This window comes from Methylobacterium sp. NPDC080182 (assembly GCF_050281105.1).
Taxonomy (GTDB): Bacteria; Pseudomonadota; Alphaproteobacteria; order Rhizobiales; family Beijerinckiaceae; genus Methylobacterium.
Map to the genome: position 1 here is coordinate 86389 of NZ_JBNNWO010000011.1, position 20664 is coordinate 107052.

Annotated in this window: 25 protein-coding genes; 10 read left to right on the forward strand and 15 right to left on the reverse strand. The window is 70.2% G+C overall.

The features are described 5' to 3' along the window. Position 1: 1 nt before the first annotated feature. A complete protein-coding gene (gene mutY, locus ACQKQD_RS19740) occupies positions 2-1345 on the reverse strand; it encodes an A/G-specific adenine glycosylase (protein WP_427509333.1) in 1344 nt (447 codons plus the stop codon). A gap of 133 nt (positions 1346-1478) precedes the next feature. On the opposite strand from mutY, the gene ACQKQD_RS19745 reads away from it, so the two are divergent. The 8 genes from ACQKQD_RS19745 to ACQKQD_RS19780 all read left to right on the forward strand — a co-directional run bounded on the left by ACQKQD_RS19745 (position 1479) and on the right by ACQKQD_RS19780 (position 7103). Beyond that, positions 1479-1961: a DUF721 domain-containing protein gene (locus ACQKQD_RS19745; RefSeq protein WP_020093391.1), complete on the forward strand. Its 483-nt coding sequence runs from the start codon at positions 1479-1481 to the stop codon at positions 1959-1961. Between the two features lie 89 nt (positions 1962-2050). Next, positions 2051-2695, forward strand: coding sequence for a DsbA family protein (locus ACQKQD_RS19750; protein ID WP_020093392.1), 645 nt, complete (start codon positions 2051-2053; stop codon positions 2693-2695). A gap of 191 nt (positions 2696-2886) precedes the next feature. Beyond that, positions 2887-3261 carry an AtpZ/AtpI family protein gene (locus tag ACQKQD_RS19755; protein ID WP_056525259.1) on the forward strand — a complete coding sequence of 125 codons (375 nt, stop codon included), beginning with the start codon at positions 2887-2889 and terminating at the stop codon, positions 3259-3261. Between the two features lie 73 nt (positions 3262-3334). Further along, positions 3335-4090 (forward strand): F0F1 ATP synthase subunit A, encoded by a 756-nt coding sequence (locus ACQKQD_RS19760; protein WP_020093394.1) that lies wholly within the window; start codon positions 3335-3337, stop codon positions 4088-4090. Positions 4091-4156: 66 nt separating this feature from the next. Next, a complete protein-coding gene (locus ACQKQD_RS19765) occupies positions 4157-4384 on the forward strand; it encodes a F0F1 ATP synthase subunit C (RefSeq protein ID WP_007566773.1) in 228 nt (75 codons plus the stop codon). A gap of 144 nt (positions 4385-4528) precedes the next feature. After that, on the forward strand, positions 4529-5107 hold the full coding sequence (locus ACQKQD_RS19770; RefSeq protein ID WP_020093395.1) for an ATP synthase subunit b 2: 579 nt from the start codon (positions 4529-4531) through the stop codon (positions 5105-5107). A gap of 15 nt (positions 5108-5122) precedes the next feature. Then, the gene (locus ACQKQD_RS19775; protein WP_170855147.1) at positions 5123-5608 is read left to right on the forward strand and encodes an ATP F0F1 synthase subunit B; all 486 of its coding nucleotides are present in this window, start codon (positions 5123-5125) and stop codon (positions 5606-5608) included. 214 nt (positions 5609-5822) lie between these two features. Next, the gene (locus ACQKQD_RS19780; protein WP_427509334.1) at positions 5823-7103 is read left to right on the forward strand and encodes an NAD(P)/FAD-dependent oxidoreductase; all 1281 of its coding nucleotides are present in this window, start codon (positions 5823-5825) and stop codon (positions 7101-7103) included. Positions 7104-7182: 79 nt separating this feature from the next. Here the strand turns inward: ACQKQD_RS19780 and ACQKQD_RS19785 are convergent, their stop codons facing one another. Further along, positions 7183-8052, reverse strand: a complete 870-nt coding sequence (locus tag ACQKQD_RS19785; RefSeq protein WP_091976981.1) for a formate/nitrite transporter family protein — start codon at positions 8050-8052, stop codon at positions 7183-7185. 43 nt (positions 8053-8095) lie between these two features. Further along, complete coding sequence (locus ACQKQD_RS19790) at positions 8096-8836, reverse strand: competence/damage-inducible protein A (RefSeq protein ID WP_427509335.1); 741 nt, start codon at positions 8834-8836, stop codon at positions 8096-8098. A gap of 77 nt (positions 8837-8913) precedes the next feature. Here ACQKQD_RS19790 and sfsA point away from each other — a divergent pair, with 77 nt between their 5' ends. Further along, on the forward strand, positions 8914-9627 hold the full coding sequence (sfsA, locus tag ACQKQD_RS19795; protein WP_427509336.1) for a DNA/RNA nuclease SfsA: 714 nt from the start codon (positions 8914-8916) through the stop codon (positions 9625-9627). Here sfsA and ACQKQD_RS19800 read toward each other — a convergent pair. Then, the gene (locus ACQKQD_RS19800; protein WP_020093401.1) at positions 9614-10456 is read right to left on the reverse strand and encodes an FkbM family methyltransferase; all 843 of its coding nucleotides are present in this window, start codon (positions 10454-10456) and stop codon (positions 9614-9616) included. The two genes, sfsA and ACQKQD_RS19800, sit on opposite strands and share 14 nt — an antisense overlap. A 116-nt stretch (positions 10457-10572) precedes the next feature. Here ACQKQD_RS19800 and ACQKQD_RS19805 point away from each other — a divergent pair, with 116 nt between their 5' ends. After that, the gene (locus tag ACQKQD_RS19805; protein ID WP_427509337.1) at positions 10573-11337 is read left to right on the forward strand and encodes an alpha/beta fold hydrolase; all 765 of its coding nucleotides are present in this window, start codon (positions 10573-10575) and stop codon (positions 11335-11337) included. 4 nt (positions 11338-11341) lie between these two features. Here the strand turns inward: ACQKQD_RS19805 and ACQKQD_RS19810 are convergent, their stop codons facing one another. The 11 genes from ACQKQD_RS19810 to sufB form a co-directional block, all read right to left on the reverse strand. After that, positions 11342-12103 (reverse strand): ABC transporter permease, encoded by a 762-nt coding sequence (locus tag ACQKQD_RS19810; protein ID WP_042673785.1) that lies wholly within the window; start codon positions 12101-12103, stop codon positions 11342-11344. A gap of 14 nt (positions 12104-12117) precedes the next feature. Next, positions 12118-13053, reverse strand: coding sequence for an ABC transporter ATP-binding protein (locus ACQKQD_RS19815; RefSeq protein ID WP_042673784.1), 936 nt, complete (start codon positions 13051-13053; stop codon positions 12118-12120). Between the two features lie 171 nt (positions 13054-13224). Continuing rightward, positions 13225-13476, reverse strand: coding sequence for a hypothetical protein (locus tag ACQKQD_RS19820; protein WP_020093405.1), 252 nt, complete (start codon positions 13474-13476; stop codon positions 13225-13227). Between the two features lie 273 nt (positions 13477-13749). Continuing rightward, the gene (locus ACQKQD_RS19825) at positions 13750-14076 is read right to left on the reverse strand and encodes a hypothetical protein (protein WP_427509338.1); all 327 of its coding nucleotides are present in this window, start codon (positions 14074-14076) and stop codon (positions 13750-13752) included. A 300-nt stretch (positions 14077-14376) separates the two neighbouring features. Next, on the reverse strand, positions 14377-14709 hold the full coding sequence (locus ACQKQD_RS19830) for a hypothetical protein (protein WP_427509339.1): 333 nt from the start codon (positions 14707-14709) through the stop codon (positions 14377-14379). 246 nt (positions 14710-14955) lie between these two features. After that, positions 14956-15339 carry an SUF system Fe-S cluster assembly protein gene (locus tag ACQKQD_RS19835; RefSeq protein WP_020093409.1) on the reverse strand — a complete coding sequence of 128 codons (384 nt, stop codon included), beginning with the start codon at positions 15337-15339 and terminating at the stop codon, positions 14956-14958. Between the two features lie 50 nt (positions 15340-15389). Further along, a complete protein-coding gene (locus ACQKQD_RS19840; RefSeq protein WP_427509340.1) occupies positions 15390-16634 on the reverse strand; it encodes a cysteine desulfurase in 1245 nt (414 codons plus the stop codon). 199 nt (positions 16635-16833) lie between these two features. Continuing rightward, positions 16834-18156, reverse strand: coding sequence for a SufB/SufD family protein (locus tag ACQKQD_RS19845; protein ID WP_427509341.1), 1323 nt, complete (start codon positions 18154-18156; stop codon positions 16834-16836). 3 nt (positions 18157-18159) lie between these two features. Beyond that, on the reverse strand, positions 18160-18912 hold the full coding sequence (sufC, locus tag ACQKQD_RS19850; protein WP_020093412.1) for a Fe-S cluster assembly ATPase SufC: 753 nt from the start codon (positions 18910-18912) through the stop codon (positions 18160-18162). Between the two features lie 15 nt (positions 18913-18927). Then, positions 18928-19167, reverse strand: a complete 240-nt coding sequence (locus tag ACQKQD_RS19855) for a hypothetical protein (protein ID WP_020093413.1) — start codon at positions 19165-19167, stop codon at positions 18928-18930. Between the two features lie 25 nt (positions 19168-19192). Further along, a complete protein-coding gene (sufB, locus tag ACQKQD_RS19860) occupies positions 19193-20662 on the reverse strand; it encodes a Fe-S cluster assembly protein SufB (protein WP_103985353.1) in 1470 nt (489 codons plus the stop codon). Between the last annotated feature and the right edge of the window lie 2 nt (positions 20663-20664).

A 20664-nucleotide genomic window follows, 5' to 3' on the forward strand; every position in this document is an offset into this window, starting at 1 on the left:
GCTACCGCTTCCGGGCCGGCCCCGGCCGCCGCGGCGATGACCGGGCCCGCGCCGGTGCGGGCGATGGTTCGACCTCCCCGTCGAACAGTTCGTCCGTCTCCTGCGGCGGCACCGGCGCCGGCTTCGGCTGGGGCTTCGGGACGGCCCGCACGCGCGGTCGGGGCTCGGGATCCGGCATCGAGATCGGCGCCTCCATCGCCGCCAGCAGCGGCATCGGCGGCGGCTCCTTCCGCGGGCGCCCGCGCGGCTTCTTCTCGGGCTCCGGCTTCGGGTCGAAGGCGTGCGCCAGGACCTTGCGCATGAGGCCGGGCAGCGGTTCGTCCGCGAGGGCGCCGCGCGGCGTGAAGCGCATGCCGGCCGGAGCCGGCGTCGCCAGCGCGACGCGGGCCACGAACACCGTCAGCTCCAGGGGAAAATGCGTGAAGCCGTGGCGGACGAGGCCCGGGAGCCGCTTCCAACGCGCGTCGAGGGGCGCGTCCAGCAGGGCGGCGGCCACGTCGTAATCCGGCTCCCAGGCGCTCCCCGGCGGCTCGGCCATGTTGCCGAGCAGCCCCTCGGGGGCGCGGGTCCGCAGCAGCACCGCCTCGTCGCCGCTACGGATCGCCACGAAGGCGGCGCCGCGGCGGAGCGTCCCCTTGGCGACCCTGATCTTGCGCGGGAAGGTCTCCTGCGTGCCCAGCGACCGCGCCCGGCAGGGCCGCATCCACGGGCAGAGCGCGCAGGCGGGGCGCTTGGGCGTGCAGATCGTCGCGCCGAGATCCATGAGCGCCTGGGCGAAGTCGCCCGGCCGCTCCTGCGGGACGAGCGCCTGCGTCAGGCGGCGGATCTCCGGCCGGCTGCCCGGGAGCGGCGCCTCCACCGCGTAGGCCCGGCTCAGGACCCGCTCGACATTGCCGTCGACGGCGGCCTCCGGCCGGTCGAACGCGATCGCGGCGATCGCGCCGGCCGTGTAGGCGCCGATTCCCGGGAGCTTGCGCAGGCCCTCGGCGGTGTCGGGGAAGCGCCCCCCGGCCGCCGCGACCGCCTTCGCGCAGGCGTGCAGATTGCGCGCGCGGGAGTAGTAGCCGAGGCCGGCCCAGGCCGACATCACCGCCTCCTCGGGGGCCCCGGCCAGGGCGAAGATGTCGGGGAAGCGCGTCAGGAAGCGCTCGAAATACGGCCGCACCGCCGCGATGGTGGTCTGCTGCAGCATCACCTCGGACAGCCAGACCCGGTAGGGATCGGGGATCGCGCCGGCGAGCGCCCGCCAGGGCAGCACCCGCCGATGCCGGTCGTACCAGGCGAGCAGGTCGTCGGCGCGCGGTCCGGGACCGGCTTCAGGATCCGTGGCTGGGCGAGGCGGCATGGGCAGGTCGACAGGGGTCGCGCTGCATAGCCGGAGCGCCGCGGCGATCATAGGGCGGCGAAAGCGCCGGCGCGTGCTCCCTTCGTCAACCATCCTGCGCTAACCTCCGCGGATCCACGGGGCCGGAACCACCATGGCGCGCGTCAAACCGCTGGCCGAACTGATCGAGAGTTGCATCGGGCCGGCCTTCGCGGCGCAGGGTTTCGCCTCGACCGACATCCTGGCCGCGTGGCCGGAGATCGTCGGCGAGCGGCTGGCCCGCTACTGCCGCCCGTCCAAGCTGGAATGGCCGAAGCGCCGCCGGAGCGAGTCCGCCGCGCCCGAATCCGGCACGCTGGTCGTGCGCGTCGAGGGCGTCTTCGCGCTCGAGTTGCAGCATCTCGCGCCGGTGGTGATCCAGCGGATCAACGCCCATTACGGCTGGGCCTGCGTCTCCCGGATCGTGCTGCAGCAGGACCGGGTCGGGCGCGCCGGCCGGGCGCCCGCCCGCGCGCGGGTCGATCCGGCCGCCGCCGTCGAGGTCCAGCGCGCCGTGGCGGGAATCGCCGATGACGGCCTGCGCGCGGCCCTCGACCGCCTCGGCACCGCCGCCGTGGCGACGCGCCCGGAGCGGTGAACGGTCGATTCGGTCACCTTGCCAGGACGGTCGCGCCCGAGTACCGGCATCCGGACGCCACGACTGATCAATCCGGCGGAGCCTGCCCGATGACGACGCGACGCGACGCTCTCAAGTTCTCCGGCCTCGCCCTCGGCGCCGGCCTCGCCCTGCCGTATCTCGGGCGGCCCGCCCGGGCGCAGAATTCCGAGATGGCGGCCCTGCTGCAGCCGGGCCCGCTCGGCGATGTCTGGCTCGGCCCGGCGGACGCCAAGTGCACGATCATCGAGTACGCCTCGATGACCTGCTCGCACTGCGCGGCTTTCCACCGGACCACGTGGCCGACCCTGAAGGAGCGCTACATCGACACCGGCAAGGTGCGGTTCACGCTGCGCGAATTCCCCCTCGACCCGCTGGCCACGGCGGCCTTCATGCTGGCGCGCTGCCAGGGCGATGCCAAGTATTATCCGATCACCGACCTGCTGTTCGATCAGCAGGCGGCCTGGGCCTTCACGCCGAAGCCCGTGGACGCGCTGGAGCAGATGCTCCGGCAGGCGGGCTACAACAAGCAGACCTTCGAGGCCTGCCTGAAGGACCAGAAGATCTACAGCGCGGTCAACGCCGTGAAGCAGCGCGGCCTCGACGTCTTCAAGGTGGATTCGACCCCGACCTTCTTCATCAACGGCGAGCGCTACACCGGCGAGATGACCGTCGAGGGGATGGAGAAGGTGATCAAGCCGATCATCGGCGCCTGATCGACCGGCCGGAGCCTCGCGCGCGGCGCGGCTCCGGCGCATCGCACAAAGTTGGAATACCAAACTAAAATCAATTACTTACGGTGTATGGGGTTCGCCTTGACACTCAAGATAGGCGAAACTATGGTGCGCCCCGCTTGCTGGGGGTGTCCAGCCGGTTCCACAGCCTCCCGCCCGATGAGTTTTGAGCCGTGAACGGCGACGATCCGAGGGACGGGAGAGGGACCGAGCAGACGCCGACGGACAGCGAACTCTCCGCGAGGCTCAGACGTCTCGAGACGCAGATCGAACGGAAGCGGCCGCAGGCTGCTCCCGGTCATTCCACGCGCCCTCGGGACGGCGGGCCATCCTCGCTGGGCCAGGCCATGACGCTCTCCACGGAGTTCGTCGCGGGCGTGATCGCGGGGGGCATACTCGGCTGGATCGTCGATCATGTCTTCGGGACGAAGCCCTGGGGCCTGATCGTCCTCCTGATGCTGGGGTTCGTCGCGGGGGTCTACAACGTGATGCGGGCGTCGGGTTTCGCCGGCGCGCGTCCGGGACGGCGCGATCGGCAGGAGCCATAAGGCGCGCCGGTCAGTGGGAATGTGGGGCGGCCGACACCCGTCGGCGCGCCGGACAAGAAGGGCGGAAGCGGGAATGGCGGTCACGATCGACCCGATCCATCAGTTCGAGCTGAAGCCGCTCGTGTCGCTGGGCCATATCGGCCACCAGCAGCTCGCGTTCACGCAGTCGGCCCTCTACATGTTCGCCGCCGTCGGCGTGATCGCGCTCATCACCATCGTGGCGACCGCGTCCCGCTCGGTCGTTCCGGGCCGCATGCAGTCGCTGGCCGAGATCTTCTACGAATTCATCGCCGACACCGTGCACCAGGCGACGGGCGACGGCGGCAAGCGGTTCATGCCGCTCGTGTTCTCGCTGTTCATGTTCGTGCTCGTCCTGAACCTGTTCGGGATGATCCCCTACGCCTTCGCGGTGACCAGCCACCTGATCATCACCTTCGGCCTCGCCGCGCTGGTGATCTCCACCGTGGTGATCTTCGGCGTGATGAAGCACGGCACCCACTTCTTCGGCCTGTTCGTGCCGTCGGGCGTGCCGAAGCCGCTCCTCGCGATCCTGGTCCCGATCGAGGTGATCTCGTTCATCTCGCGCCCGATCAGCCTGTCGGTCCGTCTGTTTGCCAACATGCTGGCCGGCCACATCGCGATGAAGATCTTCGCGTTCTTCGTGGTCCAGCTCCTTCTCGCGGGCGCCTGGAGCGTGCTATCGCCGCTCCCGCTGTTCCTGACGATCGCGCTGACCGCTCTCGAGTTCCTCGTTGCGGCGCTTCAGGCCTACGTCTTCGCGACGCTGACGGCGATCTACCTCAACGACGCCCTTCACCCCGGCCACTGATCGGCCGGCTCCACCCGCCGCAAACGTCACCGCACGTTTCGATCTGAAGAGACCTCAGGAGTTACCATGGATCCCGTCGCTGCGAAGTACATCGGCGCCGGCCTCGCCTGCCTCGGCATGGCGGGTGCGGGCATCGGCCTCGGCAACCTGTTCGGTCAGTTCCTCGCCGGCGCCCTTCGCAACCCGTCCGCGGCCGACGGCCAGCGCGCCACCCTGCTCCTGGGCTTCGCCCTCACCGAGGCGCTCGGCATCTTCTCGCTGCTGATCGCGCTGCTGCTGCTCTTCGCCGTCTGATCGGCGCCGGAGACCGCGGTCCCCGCGGTCTCCTCACGGGCCCCGGCCCGATGAACGGGTGGACGCTCCCGCGACGGGGCGTCCGCCTTCGTCCGTCACCGCGCCGGCGGTGGCCTCAGCGAACGGTGTCAGTGTAGCGGTCTCATGGCGCAGCCCAATCCCCTCACCACGCCGCCCCCGGGCGCCGACACGCAGGTCGTGCCGGGCCATGTCGAGCATACGGAAGCGCATTCCGGCGCCTTCCCGCCCTTCGAGACCTCGGGCTTCCTGGCGCAGCTGATCTGGCTCGCCCTGGCCTTCGGCCTCCTCTACTACCTGATGGACAAGATCGCGCTGCCGCGGATCCAGTCGATCCTGCACGCTCGCGCCGAGCGCCTGCGTGCCGACCTGGACCAGGCGCAGGCGATGAAGGCCGAGGCGGATGCCGCCGGCGTGGCCTTCGAGACCGCCCTCCGGGACGCCCAGGGCAAGGCGCGCGACATCGCGCAGACCACCCGGAACGAACTGGCCGCGGAGGCCGAGACCAAGCGCAAGGCACTGGAGGACGAGCTGAACGCCAAGCTCTCCGCCTCCGAGGCGACGATCCGCACGCGGACCGAGGCCGCCATGGGCAACGTCCGCTCGATCGCGGGTGAGGCCGCGTCGGCCATCGTCGAGCGTCTGACCGGGCAGGCCCCGGACCGGACGAGCCTCGACCGCGCCCTCGACGCCACCGCACACTGACGGGATCCCACGATGCTGCTCGAAGCCGAATTCTGGGTCGCCGTCGCGTTCGTCATCTTCATGGGCATCGCCTGGAAGGCCGGCGCCTTCTCGACGATGCTCAAGGGCCTGGACGGGCGCGCCAACCGCGTCCGCCACGAGCTCGACGAGGCCAAGCGCCTGCGCGAGGAGGCCGCCGCCGTGCTGGCCGACTACAAGCGCCGCCGCGCCGAGGCCGAGAAGGAGGCCGAGTCGATCGTCGCCGGTGCCCGCGAGGAGGCCCAGCGCGCCGCCGAGGAAGGCCACCGCAAGCTGGACGATTTCCTGGCCCGCCGCACCAAGGCCGCCGAGACGAAGATCGCCCAGGCGGAAGCCCAGGCCGAGGCTCAGGTCCGCGCCGCCGCCGCGGAGGCCGCCGTGAAGGTCTCGGAGACGATCCTGCGCGAGCGGATGCAGGGTGACGCCGCCCAGAACCTGATCCGCGCGAGCCTCGGCGAGGTGCGGACCCGCATGCGCTCCTGATCCGGACGCAGCAGCGCGACGTTCACGAAAGCCGCCTCCGGGCGGCTTTTTTCATGGTCGACGGCCCCTGTCGGCCGACGCGATCCCGCCCGGCGCGGGATCGGGGGACGGGCCGCGCAGGACGCGCTTCCGACGCCGGGCGGAATCGGCGCGCGCCGCGGCGAACATCGAGGCCGTGACCGGCGTTCCCGACCCGTGAGGATGCGGAGACGTCATGGCGGAGAGACCACGGATCGTGATCGTCGGCGGCGGCGTTGCCGGGATCGAGGTGGCGACCAGCCTCGGACGCGGCGGCCGGGCCGACGTCACCCTCGCCGATCGCAGCCTCTCGCACGTCTGGAAGCCGATGCTGCACACCTTCGCGGCGGGTACGGCTCGGGCCGACCGGCAGAAGGTGGATCTCTTCGCCCAGGCGCGCCGCAACGGCTTCCGGTTCCAGCCCGGCGCCCTCGTGGGCATCGACCGGGCGGCCAGGCGCGTCCGGCTCGCGGTCGAGGCCGCGGAGGGGGTTCCGGAAGTGGAGCGCGCCTACGACCTGCTGGTGCTCGCCATCGGCAGCCGCGCCAACGATTTCGGCACGCCGGGCGTGGCCGAGCATTGCCTGACCATCGATGACCTGACCGAGGCCGAGCACTTCCACGAACAGCTGCGGTGCCATCTCCTGGCCCGGCTCGACGGCGGCGGCCTGCTGGAGATCGCAATCGTGGGCGGCGGTGCGACCGGCGTCGAGCTGGCCGCCGAGCTCAAGCACGCCATCAACCTCTTCGCGGCCTACGGCTCGCCCGACCTGCCGGGGCGCCTGCGCCTGACGCTGATCGAGAGCGGGTCGCGCCTGTTGCCGGCCTTCCCCGAGAAGGTGTCGCGCGCCGCCGCCCGCACCCTGTCGGATCTCGACGTGGAGGTCCGGACCGGCGCGACGGTGACGGCCGCGGACGCGGACGGGTTCATCCTGAAGGACGGCCGCCGCATCCCGGCCGGGCTGAAGGTCTGGGCCGCCGGCGTCAAGGCGCCGGACGTGCTCGCCAGCCTCGACGGCCTGGAGCGCTCGCGGGCCGGGCAACTCGTCGTCCGCCCGGACCTGCGCACGACCCGGGATCCGGCCATCATCGCCCTCGGCGATTGCGCCAGCCTCGCCGACTCCCGGACCGGCCACCCCGTTCCGGCAACCGCGCAGGCCGCACGCCAGCAGGCGCAGCATCTCGCGCGCCATCTCGGCCGCGCGCTGGCCCGCGGGGATGCGCCCGACGCGAACCTGCCTCCGTTCCACTATGCCGAGAAGGGCGCGATCGTCTCGCTCGCGGATTTCAACGGCTGGGGCACGCTCGGCCGCTACACGTTCGGCGGCGGGCGCCTGAACGGGCTCTCGGCGCGGCTGACGCACGACCTCCTCTACCGGCAGCACCAGATCGGGCTCTACGGGCCGCTGCGCGGGACGATGACGTGGGTCCTCGACGATCTCGACCACCTGATCAGCCCGCCGGTGCGGCTCGACTGAGGCGGCCGGCGCGGATCCGGCGTCGCGGGCGACGCGCGGTGCCGCCCGGCTGCCCGGTCCTCGGCCCAAATTCTCGGTCTCAGTCCGGACGCTCGCCCTCGACCGCCTTGGTCTCCTCGACCTCGGGGGCGACCTGCCCGTAGTTCAGCACCGCCACCAGCGCCACGCCGCCGAACGTGTTGCCGAGCAGCGTCGGCAGGAAGAACTTCACCGCGTAATCGTGCAGCGACGCGGCGCCCGTGACCACGAGGTAGAAGGCCTCGACGGAGCCGGCCACGATGTGGGCGAGGCTGCAGAGCGCGACCAGCCACGTCATCAGGAGGATCACGAACGGCGCCGCGCTGGCGGTGGCCGGCAGGAACCAGACCATCAGGGCGATCATCCATCCGGCGAAGACGGCCTTGACGAAGGTCGCCCAGAACCCGTGCGCGATGGCGTCGTGGCTGATCTCCGCGAAGGCCCTGAGGACCGGCGGCTCGAAGGCGCCCGAATAGGCCAGCACCGTCGCGATCGCGAGCGTGCCCAGGATGTTGCCCGACAGCACGATCGTCCAGAGCCTGACGACGCGGAGCGCCGTCTTCACGGAGCGGTCGTGCAGGAGCGGCAGGATCGGCGTGATGGTGTTCTCGGTGAAGAGCTGCTGGCGCCCGAGGACGACGACCAGGAACCCGACCGCGTAGCCCATCGAGCCGACGATCTTGGCCCAGTCCGTCTCCGGGAGATGGCTTCGCAGCACGCCCGGCACGATCAGCGACAGGGCGATGCTGAGCCCGGCCGCGAAGGCCGAGAGGAACAGCGCGAGGCCGTGGCGGCGCAGCTCCTCGTCGCCCTCGAGCCGGATGACCTCGTGCAGGACGTAGGCGTCGGGCCGGCCGATCTCGGAGACTTCCTTCAGCAGCTCGTCCCGGCGCGTCTCGGGGTCGGCCCGCTTGTCCCTATCCCGCACCATCCGACAGCTCCGCTACGCAACACGATCGATCGGACGGGACGAGTCAGGCCGAGAGCCGCGCCAGCAGGGCCTCGACGGCGTCGCGCGCCTCGGCGAGGGCCTCCGGGTCCCGGCTGCGCACGACGATCCGGTTGCGGAAGCCCTCCGGCGTGATCGCCGGGTACGAGCCGATGGAGACGGCTTGCCGCGCCCTCGCGATCTCGCCGAGGCCGCCCGCGTAGCTGCCCTCCGGGAGGCCGGCCGCCTCGATCGTCTCGGACAGCATCGCGGCGCCGCCCGTCAGCGTCGGGGCGATCGAGTCCAGCATGGCCTGCATGATGCTGGGCACGCCGGCCATCACGTGGACGTTGCCGATGCGGAAACCCGGTGCCTTCGAAACGGGATTGGCGATCAGGTCGGCCCCGAACGGGATCCGCGCCATGCGCAGGCGGGCCTCGTTGAGATCCTCGGGTTTGTGCCGCTCCAGCAGCATCGCCCGGGCGCGCTCGTCGACGTCGATGCCGACCCCGAAGGCCTCGGCCACGCAGTCGGCGGTGATGTCGTCGTGGGTCGGGCCGATCCCGCCGGTGGTGAACAGGTAGGTGTAGCGGGCGCGCAGGGCGTTGACCGCCTCGACGATCATGGCCGCCTCGTCGGGCACGATCCGCACCTCGCGCAGGTCGATCCCGGCGGCGGTGAGGAAGTCGGCGATGGTGCCGATGTTCTTGTCCTTGGTGCGACCCGAGAGGATCTCGTCGCCGATGACGAGGATCGCGGCGGTGACGGATTCGGAAGGCTGGCTCATGGAACTCTGGCGTCGGGCGGGTCCTGCAGGCAGATAGCGCGACCGCGGCCCGCGACTACGTGAACCCCGAGGATCCCATGCAGTTCGCCGCGCCGCTGGTGCCGGGACGGCTCGTGCAGCGCTACAAGCGCTTCCTCGCCGATATCGACACCGATGACGGCCGTGTCACCGTTCACTGCCCCAATCCCGGAGCCATGCTCGGGCTCAACACGCCGGGTGCGCGCGTGCTGCTGTCGCGCTCGGGCAACCCCGCGCGCAAGCTGCCGCTCACCTGGGAGCTGGTGGAGGCCGACCTCCCCGGCGGGGCGCAGTGGGTCGGCATCAACACGATGCGGCCGAACGCGCTCGTGGCCGAGGCCTTCCGGGCCGGCGCGATCGCGGCGCTCGACGGCCACGACGCGCTGAGGCCCGAGGTGCGCTACGCGGCGGCCAGCCGGGTCGACTTCCTCGCGAGCGGCGCGGCTACGGGGCCATGCCACGTCGAGGTCAAGAACTGCCACCTGATGCGGCGGGCGGGCCTGGCCGAGTTCCCGGACTGCAAGGCGGCCCGCAGCGCCCGGCACATGCGCGACCTGGCCCAGGTCGTGGCCGAGGGCGGTCGCGCGCTGGTGGTCATCGTCGTGCAGATGCGGGCCGAGGCCTTCGACGTCGCCCGGGACATCGATCCCGCCTTCGACCGGGCGTTCCGCGAGGCGCGCGCGGCGGGCGTGGCGGTCCGCGCCTATCGCTGCGCCGTCGCGCCGGAGGGCGTCGCCATCGCCGAGGAGATCCCGGTGATCACGCCGGCCTGACGGCGCCGCGCTCGAACATCAGGTTGAGACGCGAGCGCGCGATCTCGCGGTAGCCGTAGCGCCCCAGATGCCGCAGCAGGTCGAGCTGCCACTGGCCGGTGCCGTTCTCGACCAGCAGGATCCGCGGCAGGAGCGCGTCCGGCGCCTCGCGGAGGAACGGCTCGAGGATCAGGTCCTCGGCGCCCTCGACGTCGAGCTTGATGGCGTCGACGCGGTCGAGGCCCTCGCTGCGCAGCAGGTCGAGGAGCGTCACCGCCGGCACGGTGATCCGCGCGCCCTCGTTGGTGCCGACGATGCGCAGGCTCGACTCGCCGCGGTTGCGCGGATCGATGAACAGGGTCAGCTCGCCGGCCTTGTCGGCCACCGCGCAGGCGACCGCCTTGACGGTGTGGAACGGGTTCTGGGCGATGTTGTAGGTCAGGCGGTCGAACACGTCCGGCTGCGGCTCGACCGCGACGATCCGCGCGCCCGGCCCCGAGAAGGCGGCCACGCACAGCGCGTAGGCGCCGACATTGGCGCCGATGTCGAGGAACACGCAGTCCCGCGGCAGGCGCTCCTGCAGCAGCGCCCGCTCCTCCGGGTCGAAGAACTGCGGGGTGAAGAGCACCTTCTTCTCGCAGTTGTTGTTGTACGGGTGCAGCCGCATCCGCGCGCCGTAGCGGGTTACGTCGAGGGGCTTGCCTCCGAGGCGCGCGATCGCGATCCGGCGCAGGAACAGCGCGAGGCGCCGCCCGTACCAGGACTCGGCCGGGATCCGGTTCGTGCGGCGGGTGATCGCCGCCACGAGGCCGGACGGTTCGTAGGTGCCGTAGGGCTGCGTGTCCGTCATGACCGGGGCGGTTTGCCAGCCGGCGCTCCGACCCGCAAGCGGATCGATCCGCGTTGCTCCCGCGCGCCCGGGTGGTCTAAGCCGTGGCCGAGCTTGATGAACACAGGTTGCGTGGCATGGAGACCTTCAATTCCGACGGCGTGCGGATCGCCTATATCGACGTCCCGCCGGCGGACGGTCCGGGCAAGCCGATCCTGCTGATCCACGGATTCGCGTCGAACCACGCGGTCAACTGGGTCAACACCCAGTGGGTGAAGGCCCTGACCCAGGCCGGCTACCGCGCGATCGCGCTGGACAACCGCGGCCACGGCGAGAGCGAGAAGCTCTACGACCCGGCCGCCTACAGCTCCGAGGCCATGGCCGGCGACGCGGTCCGGCTCCTCAACCACCTCGGGATCGGGCGCGCCCACGTCATGGGGTACTCGATGGGCGGGCGGATCACCGCGCATCTCGCGCTCGACCACGCGGACCGGGTGCGCTCGGCCCTGATCGGCGGCCTCGGGATGCACCTGATCGAGGGCAAGGGCCTGCCCTCCGGCATCGCCGAGGCCCTGGAGGCGCCCGCCGGGACGCCCGCGCCCAACCCCACGGCGGCGGCCTTCCGGATGTTCGCCGAGCAGACCCGGAGCGACCTGCGGGCGCTCGCCGCCTGCATGCGCGGCTCGCGCCAGACGCTCAGCCGGGGCGAGCTCGCGCAGATCGAGGTGCCGGTCCTGGTCTCGGTCGGGACCCTCGACACGGTCGCGGGCTCGGGGCCGGCCCTCGCCGCCCTGATCCCGGACGCCCGGGCGCTCGAGATCGAGGGCAAGGACCACTCCACGGCGGTCGGCGCCAAGCCGCACCGGGACGGGGTGCTGGCCTTCCTGGCCGCGCAGCCCTGAGGCCTCAGCTCTTCAGCCGGTAGCCCGTGCGGAAGATGTAGGTCACGAGGCCGAGGCAGATCACCAGGAACAGCGCGGTCATGCCGAGGCTGACCGCGATGTTCACGTCGGCCTTGCCGAAGAACGCCCAGCGGAACCCGCTGATCAGGTACACGACCGGGTTCAGCAGGCTCACCGCGTGCCAGAACGGCGGCAGCATGCTGATCGCGTAGAAGCTGCCGCCCAGGAAGGTGAGCGGGGTCACGACGAGGAGCGGGACCAGCTGCAGTTTCTCGAACCCGTCCGCCCACAGGCCGATGACGAAGCCGAACAGGCTGAACGTCACCGCGGTGAGCAGCAGGAACCCGATCATCCAGAGCGGGTGGTCGATCCGCAGCGGCACGAACAGGGCCGAGGTCGCCAGGATGATCAGCCCGATCAGGATCGACTTCGAGGCCGCGGCGCCGACGAAGCCCAGCACCACCTCCAGCGGCGAGATCGGCGCCGACAGGATCTCGTAGATCGTGCCGGCGAAGCGCGGGAAGTAGATGCCGAACGAGGCGTTGGAGATGCTCTGCGTCAGCAGCGAGAGCATGATCAGGCCGGGCACGATGAACAGCCCGTAGGGCACATCGTCGACCGCCGAGACCCGGGAGCCGATCGCCGCGCCGAACACCACGAAGTACAGGGTCGTCGAGATGACCGGGGCCAGGATGCTCTGCCCGGCGGTGCGCCAGAAGCGGCCCATCTCGAACAGGTAGATGGCCCGGATCGCCGGCCAGTTCATGCTGAACGCCGCGCTCATGGCTGTGCCCTCTCCTCGCGCACGAGGCCGACGAAGATGTCCTCCAGCGAGCTCTGCTCGGTGTGGAGGTCGTTGAAGCGGATGCCCGCCGCCGCGAGGCCGGTCAGGAGCCCGGTGATGCCGGTGCGCTCGGCGCGGGTGTCGTAGGTGTAGACAAGCTCGGTCCCCTCCCCGCCGAGCGCCAGGCCGTAATCGGCGAGTTCCGGCGGTACCGCGGCGATCGGCTGCTGGAGGTGGAGCGTCAGCTGCTTGCGCCCGAGCTTGCGCATCAGCGCGGCCTTCTCCTCCACGAGGATGATCTCGCCCCGGCGGATCACGCCGATGCGGTCGGCCATCTCCTCGGCCTCCTCGATGTAGTGGGTGGTGAGGATGACGGTGACACCCTGCTGGCGCAGGTCGCGCACGAGGCGCCACATGTCCTGGCGCAGCTCCACGTCGACGCCCGCCGTGGGCTCGTCGAGGAACAGCACCCGGGGCTCGTGCGACAGCGCCTTGGCGATGAGCACCCGCCGCTTCATGCCGCCCGACAGGGTCATCAGCCGGCTGTCGCGCTTGTCCCAGAGGGACAGCGCCCGGAGGATCCGCTCGATATGCCCGGGATCCGGCCGCAGCCCGAACAGGCCGCGGGAGAAGCTCACGGTGTTCAGCACCGTCTCGAAGGCGTCGGTGGTGAGTTCCTGCGGGACGAGCCCGATGGCCCGGCGCGCGGCGCGGTAATCCGCCGCGATATCGTGGCCGTCGACCAGGACGGTCCCCGCACTCGCGGTGACGATCCCGCAGACGATGTTGATGAGCGTGGATTTGCCCGCTCCGTTCGGACCGAGCAGCGCGAAGATCTCGCCGCGCTCGATGGCCAGGTCGATGTCGCGCAGGGCTGTGAAGCCGGACGTGTAGGTCTTCGACAGCTTCGAGATGGAGATGATCGGCATCAGAGCCTGGTGCGAGCGGGAGCGTGCACGGGTCCGGCAACCATGCTCAGGCGCCGGACACGCGAGGGGCCGGCCGAGCGGGACGCCTCCGGCGGCGGGCGCCCCTATAGCATGGTGAATGACCGGCGCTGACCGAGCCCGTGTGCGCCACCGCACCGCGAGGGCGCACACGGCTCACCGGCGGCCGAGGCGCTCCGCCAGCGCGAGGCACTCCTTGCGGAGATCCGGATCCTCGATGCGCGAGAAGGCGGTCAGCAGGGCGGCGCATTCCGCGGCGCTCGGGCCGCCGGCTGCCGGGGACCCCGGCGGCCCGCGGAAGATCGAGACCGGGACGTTCAGCGCGTGGGCGATCTGGCGAAGCAGCACTTCCCGCTCGTGAGCGGAGTTCGCCGTGCCGTCGAGATCGAATCCGCCCGCGTCCGTCATGATCTCTTCGAAACCAGTCCTTCGGCCGAGCTCGGATGCACGGGATGCCCACAGACGCTGCTCACGCGGCGCGCGGCACGACCATCCACACTTTCTCGGCGGGTGCAACCTACCGTTATGGTATCAGCTTGGCAGGGCCGCACTGTCCAGAACGCGCGGACAGCCACCCCGGACCGAGATCTTGTGCCGCTCATCTGTAATCGGCGAAGTCGGTTCAGCCTCCGTTCCGAATCAACATCCAGAAATACAATTGCCGGTAGCATGGTTCCGGCGCTAGGCCGCTCGCCGAAGCGTGATCAGCGCGGCCAGACCGACAAGCGTCGCCGCACCGAGGATCCGGCGCCAGGGGTTCACACCGCGCAGGAGCTCGTCGATCGCCCACCATGTCAGCGCGATATCGGCCCCGAAGGACAGAGAGGAGGCCGGCAGCCAGGAGGCCAGCTCGCCCCTGTCCCGGGCCAGCCAGGCCGCGAGGCTCAGGCCCGCGAAGAGCCAGAGCGGCAGGTTCGGCCACTGCGCCACGGTGATCGCGCCGGTGGTCCTGTCGCGAAACATCCAGTCGACGGCCCGCCCGAAGGTCGTGCGCGGACGTGGAGACATGGCTCGAACCTTCGTGAGTTCCGGCCGGCGCAGATCGTGCCGCCCCGCCGGACCAGAATGAGCCGACGGCTCCGGAAGGCGCCTTAACACATCGGTAACGTTAGCAAAGGGAAACCGTCGGCAAATCCCTAACGGATCCTGAAAGGACTCGCGAAAAATTCGTTAATCTGGTGATCATCGGTCATCGGAACGGCGGCCAACCAGCCGAACATCGAGGATCGATCATGAGCGCCCGTCTCGAAGACCTGAAGTTCATGCTGACGCTCAGCGCCGTGGTCCTGCTCGGCAGCGGCCTCGACGTCATCCTGCGCTGATCGCGCCGGTCAACCCGGCGCGCGGCACCGCGCCCCCGGACGTGAAGGCGCGTCCGAGCGCCGCGCGGGCGGCCGACGGCCGAGCCTCCGGAGCACCGCCCCGGCCGGTCGTGTACGGGACGGCGATCAGCCGCGCGGCAGCGTCCGCGGGACGGCGCGTCCCCCCGATCTCGACAATCGGGATCTGTCCGGAGCGAAGGAAGCTCCGCAAGTCCGCGGCCCGCGCCCGCCGCTCCGTCCGCATCTTGAGCACGGCGATCACGAGGCCGGCCAGCCCGGCCGCCTCCAAGAACGCCGCGACCACGTAGCCCGCAGCCATCCGCTTCCACCAATTGTATCGAGGAGAGGCCGCCCTCGCGGCGGCCGCCACCGATCTGCGGGGTCATGGTTAGCGGGGCCTTAACGGCTGCGTAGAAGTCCGCAGATCGCGCCGGCGTCGACACTCGCCGCCCGCGACCGGGGCGCGGTGCGAGCCTTTCCCGTGCAACGACGATCGGACGCCGCGCAGGGTGCGCGCGTCGCGCCCGGGAGTCCCTTCGGGAAGCCGTGACGGTCCGCGGGGGCGCTACCACATATCGAGGGCGACGCGGGCCTCGTCCGACATGCGGCTCTGGTCCCACGGCGGGTCGAAGACCATGGTCACCGCGCAGGACTGGACCCCCGGCACGGCGGACACCGCGTTCTCGACCCAGCCGGGCATCTCGCCCGCGACCGGGCAGCCGGGCGCCGTGAGGGTCATGTCGATCGCGACGACGCGATCGTCGCCGATATCGACCTTGTAGATCAGGCCGAGCTCGTAGATGTCGGCCGGAATCTCGGGATCGTAGACCGTCTTCAGCGCCGCGACGATGTCGTCGGTCAGGCGGTCCAGTTCCGCCTGCGGGATCGTCGAGTCGCCGGCGACGTCGGGGGCGTTCTTGCCGCCCGTGATGGTGGCGTCGGTGCTCATCGCTTCACTCTCCCCGGGCCCGCGCGGGCGGGACCAGCCTCATCCCAGTATCAGGTGAACAGCATCTCTGCTCTGCCGAGCGCCTCGGCAAGGGCATCGATCTCGGCGGTCGTGTTGTAAAGCCCGAACGAGGCGCGGCAGGTCGAGGTGACGCCGAAGCGATTGAGCAGCGGCATCGCGCAGTGGGTCCCGGCCCGCACCGCCACGCCCTGCCGGTCGATCACCGTGGCGATGTCGTGGGCGTGCGCGCCCTTCATCTCGAAGGCGATCACGCCGCCCTTGCCCGGTGCGGTGCCGATGAGGCGCAGGGAATTCATCGCGCCGAGGCGCTCCTGCGCGTAGGCCGTGAGCTTCGCCTCGTGGGCGGCGATCGCGTCGCGCCCGAGATTCATCATGTATTCGAGCGCGGCGCCGAGACCGACCGCCTCGATGATGGCCGGGGTGCCGGCCTCGAACCGGTGGGGCGGATCGTTGTAGGTGATCGCGTCCTCGCTCACCGTCCGGATCATCTCGCCGCCGCCCTGGTAGGGCGGCAGGCGCTCCAGCCATTCCTTCTTGCCGTAGAGCACGCCGATCCCGGTGGGACCGTAGACCTTGTGGCCGGTGAAGACGAAGAAGTCGCAGTCGAGCGCCCGCACGTCGACCGGCTGGTGCACCGCGCTCTGCGCACCGTCGAGCAGGACCGGCACGCCGTGGGCGTGGGCGATGCGCACGATCTCGGCGGCCGGCGTCACCGTGCCGAGCACGTTCGACATGTGGGTGATCGCCACCATCTTGGTGCGGGGCGAGAACAGCTTCTCGTATTCCTCGACCAGGAAATTGCCCTGGTCGTCGACCGGGGCCCACTTGATCACGGCGCCCCGGCGCTCGCGCAGGAAGTGCCAGGGCACGATGTTGGAGTGGTGCTCCATGATCGAGAGGATGATCTCGTCCCCCTCCCCGATCAGGCCGGCCCAGCCCATCGACGAGGCCACGAGGTTGTAGGCCTCGGTGGCGTTGCGCGTGAAGATGATCTCGTCCGTCGAGGCGGCGTTGAGGAACTGGCGCGTGGTCTCGCGCGCGCCCTCGAAGCCCTCGGTGGCGGCGTTCGCCATGTAGTGCAGGCCGCGATGGACGTTGGCGTAGCCGGTCTCCATGCAGGAGACCATCGCGTCGATCACCTGCCGGGGCTTCTGCGCCGAGGCGGCGTTGTCGAGGTAGACGAGCGGCTTGCCGTAGACCTGCTGCGACAGGATCGGGAAATCCTTCCGGATCGCCGCGACGTCGTAGGCGGGGGTGAGGACGGGTGCGTTCATGGTCGCGACCTTCCGAAGACTTCGCCGATCCCGGGAACAGCCCTCATCCTGAGGTGCCGGAGCGAAGCGGAGGCCTCGGAGGCCTCCGGCTGGCGTTGCGATTCCTGGACCCCGCCCCGAGGCGCGCTGCCGCGGTGGCCTCGGGATGGGATCAGGCATCGAGAAGGGCCGGTCCGCGGAGCGGGCCGGCCGGGTCCGATCAGCCGCGCGCCCGGAGCCAGGCCTCGATCTCGCCGATGAGCGCCGCGCGGGCGCCCTCGTGCGTGACCGCCTCGACGGCCTCGCCGACGAAGGCCTGGACGAGCAGGCTCTCGGCGGTCGCGCGCGGCAGGCCGCGGGCCATCAGGTAGAACAGCAGGTCCTCGTCCGGCGCGCCGCAGGTGGCGCCGTGGCCGCAGGCGACGTCGTCGGCGAAGATCTCCAGCTCCGGCTTGTTCATCATCTGCCCCTCGTCGGTGAGGAGGAGGCAGTCGGACTTCATCTTGCCGTCGGTCTGCTGGGCAGCCTGACGGACGATGATCTTGCCCTGGAACACGCCGGTGGCGTCGCCGTCGATGATCCACTTGAACTGCTCGCGGCCGACGCCGCCGACCGCGGCATGGTCGGCGAGCAGCGTCGAGTCGGCGAGCTGGCCCTTGCGCAGCATCGCGGCGCCGTTGACCACGACGTTGGTGTCCTCGCCCGCGACGTGGACGAAGATCTGGTGACGCGACAGGACCGCCCCGGTCACGAGGTTGACGGTCTCGACCTGACCCTCGGCCTCGACCTTCAGCGACAGGGTCGAGAGCGCGATGGCGGCGTCGCCCTGCTTGTTCAGGCGGGTGTGCCGGAAGGCGGCCTTGGGGCCGACCACCACGTCGAGGGCGTCGTTCGGCTGGCAGGTGAGCCCGTCCGGACCCTCGTGGCTCTCCAGGAGGCCGAACTCCGCGCCCTCGCCGATCTGGACGAGCACGCGGGTCGCCGTCGAGAACGGCGTGTTCCCGGCGCCCACGAAGCGCAGGTGCAGCGGCCGCGCCGGCTTCGCGCCGGGCGCCACCGTGATCAGCGCGCCGTCCGCCAGGAAGGCGGTGTTGAGCTGGTAGACCGGGTTCTCCCGGGCCTGCGCCACCGGCGCGAGCTGCTTCAGGTCGACATGCGCCTTCGTCAGCGCCTCGGACATCGGGACGACCGTGACCCCCTCGGGGATCCTGTCGAGATCCGACAGCTCGCGGACGAGATGGCCGTTCACGAAGGTCAGGCGCGCGGCCTCGATGCCGGCGAAGCCCTTCGCCCCGGCGACGGCCGCCCGGGCGACGTCGAGGCTCGGCGCCTCGGCCGGGGGCGCGGCCTCCGTGATGGCGGCGCGCAGGTCCGTGTACTTGAAGGCCTCGACCCGCCGGCTCGGCAGGCCGGTCGCCTCAAAGAAGCGGAAGGCCTCCTCGCGGGCGATCGCCTTCTCGCTGGCGAAGCTCTGGCGGGCCGACTCGAACAGCTTCGACAGGCCGGCCTCGGCGGGGGAGCGGAGGTTGGTGACGTCGGCCATGGCTCAGGCCGCCTCCCCGGTGCGGTACTCGGCGTAGCCGGAGGCCTCGAGCTCGAGGGCGAGCTCCTTGCCGCCGGTCTTCACGATCTGGCCCTTCGACATGACGTGCACGGTGTCGGGCACGATGTGGTTGAGCAGCCGCTGGTAGTGGGTGATCACCAGGAACGAGCGGCCCTGGTCGCGGAGCGCGTTCACGCCCTCGGAGACGATGCGCAGGGCGTCGATGTCGAGGCCGGAATCGGTCTCGTCGAGCACGCAGAATTTCGGCTGCAGCAGCGCCATCTGGAGGATCTCCATGCGCTTCTTCTCGCCGCCGGAGAAGCCGACGTTGAGGGCGCGCTTGAGCATCTCCTTGTTGATCTCGAGCTTGTCGGCCGCGCCGTTCACAGCGCGGATGAAGTCCGGGGTCGACAGCTCGGCCTCGCCGCGCGCCTTGCGCTGCGCGTTCAGGCAGGCCTTGAGGAAGGTCATGGTGCCGACGCCGGGGATCTCCAGCGGGTACTGGAAGGCCAGGAAGATGCCGGCCGCGGCCCGCTCGTCGGCGGCCATCTCCAGAACGTTCTGCCCGTCGAGCAGGATCTCGCCGTCGAGAACCTCGTAATCCTCCTTGCCGGCGATGACGTAGGAGAGGGTCGACTTGCCCGAGCCGTTCGGGCCCATGATCGCCGCGACCTCGCCGTCGTTCACGGTCAGGTTGAGGCCGTTCAGGATGCGGTTGTCCTCGATCTGCACGACGAGGTTCTTGATTTCCAGCATGTCAGTCCAAGTCCTTCAAAACCATTCGTCCCGCATCGCCCGCAGGAACGCGGCGCTCCCGGCCGGGTAGCCGGAGAGGTCGCCGATCACCGCGTCGATGCCGCACCGGGGACAGAGGGCGGTGCCCTCATCGGCGATCCAGCCCGCGATCTCGTCCGGCGCGAAAACCTCGAGGCAGAAGAAGCATCCGCACAGGACGCTGCTCCTGACCTCGTCGGCGTGCCGCGCGCTGTGCCGATGGGCCGCCCGCAGCACGTCGTCGTCGTAACCGCCCAGGCGGTCAGCCCACCGAGCCTTCCAGGCTGATCGAGATCAGCTTCTGGGCCTCGACGGCGAACTCCATGGGCAGCTGCTGCAGCACGTCCCGCACGAAGCCGTTGACGATGAGCGCGGTCGCCTCCTCCTCGGAGAGGCCGCGCTGCTGGCAGTAGAACTTCTGCTCCTCGGAAATCTTCGAGGTCGTCGCCTCGTGCTCGAAGACGGCCGAGGCGTTCTTCGACTCGATGTAGGGCACGGTGTGCGCGCCGCACTGGTCGCCGATCAGCAGGGAGTCGCAGTTCGTGAAGTTGCGCGCGCCCTTGGCCTTCCGGTGCGCCGAGACGAGGCCCCGGTAGGTGTTCTGCGACCGGCCGGCCGAGATGCCCTTCGAGATGATCCGGCTCGTCGTGTTCTTGCCGAGATGGATCATCTTGGTGCCGGAATCGACTTGCTGCATGCCGTTCGACACCGCGATCGAGTAGAACTCGCCGCGGGAATCGTCGCCGCGCAGGATGCAGGACGGGTACTTCCAGGTGATCGCGGAGCCGGTCTCGACCTGCGTCCACGAGATCTTCGAGCGGGCGCCGCGGCAATCGCCGCGCTTCGTCACGAAGTTGTAGATGCCGCCCTTGCCCTCGTTGTCGCCCGGGTACCAGTTCTGAACGGTCGAGTACTTGATCTCGGCATCGTCCAGGGCGACGAGTTCGACCACCGCGGCGTGGAGCTGGTTGTCGTCGCGCTTCGGGGCGGTGCAGCCCTCGAGATACGAGACGTAGGAGCCCTTGTCGGCGATGATCAGCGTGCGCTCGAACTGGCCGGTGTCGCGCTCGTTGATGCGGAAGTAGGTCGACAGCTCCATCGGGCAGCGCACGCCCGGCGGGATGTAGACGAACGATCCGTCGGAGAAGACGGCCGAGTTCAGCGTCGCGAAGAAGTTGTCGGTCGCCGGCACCACCGAGCCCAGGTACTTCTGCACCAGCTCGGGATATTCCTGCACGGCCTCGGAGATCGGCATGAAGATCACGCCGGCCTTCGACAGCTCCTTCTTGAAGGTGGTGGCCACCGAGACCGAGTCGAACACGGCGTCGACCGCGACGCGGCGCTCGGGGGCGATGCCCTCCAGCACCTCGACCTCGCGCAGCGGGATGCCGAGCTTCTCGTAGGTCTTGAGGATCTCGGGGTCGATCTCGTCGAGCGACAGCGCCGCCGGGCGCTTGGGCGCCGCGTAGTAGTAGATGTCGTTGTAGTCGACCTTGTCGTAGGAGACGCGGGCCCACTCCGGCTCCTTCATGGTGAGCCAGCGCCGGTAGGCGTCGAGGCGCCACTCCAGCAGCCACGCGGGCTCGTTCTTCTTGGCCGAGATGAAGCGGACGACGTCCTCGGAGATGCCCTTCTCGGACTTCTCCATCTCGATCGTGGTCTCGAACCCGTACTTGTACTGGTCGAGGTCGATCGAGCGGACCCGGTCGATGGTTTCCTGCACAGCAGGCATCA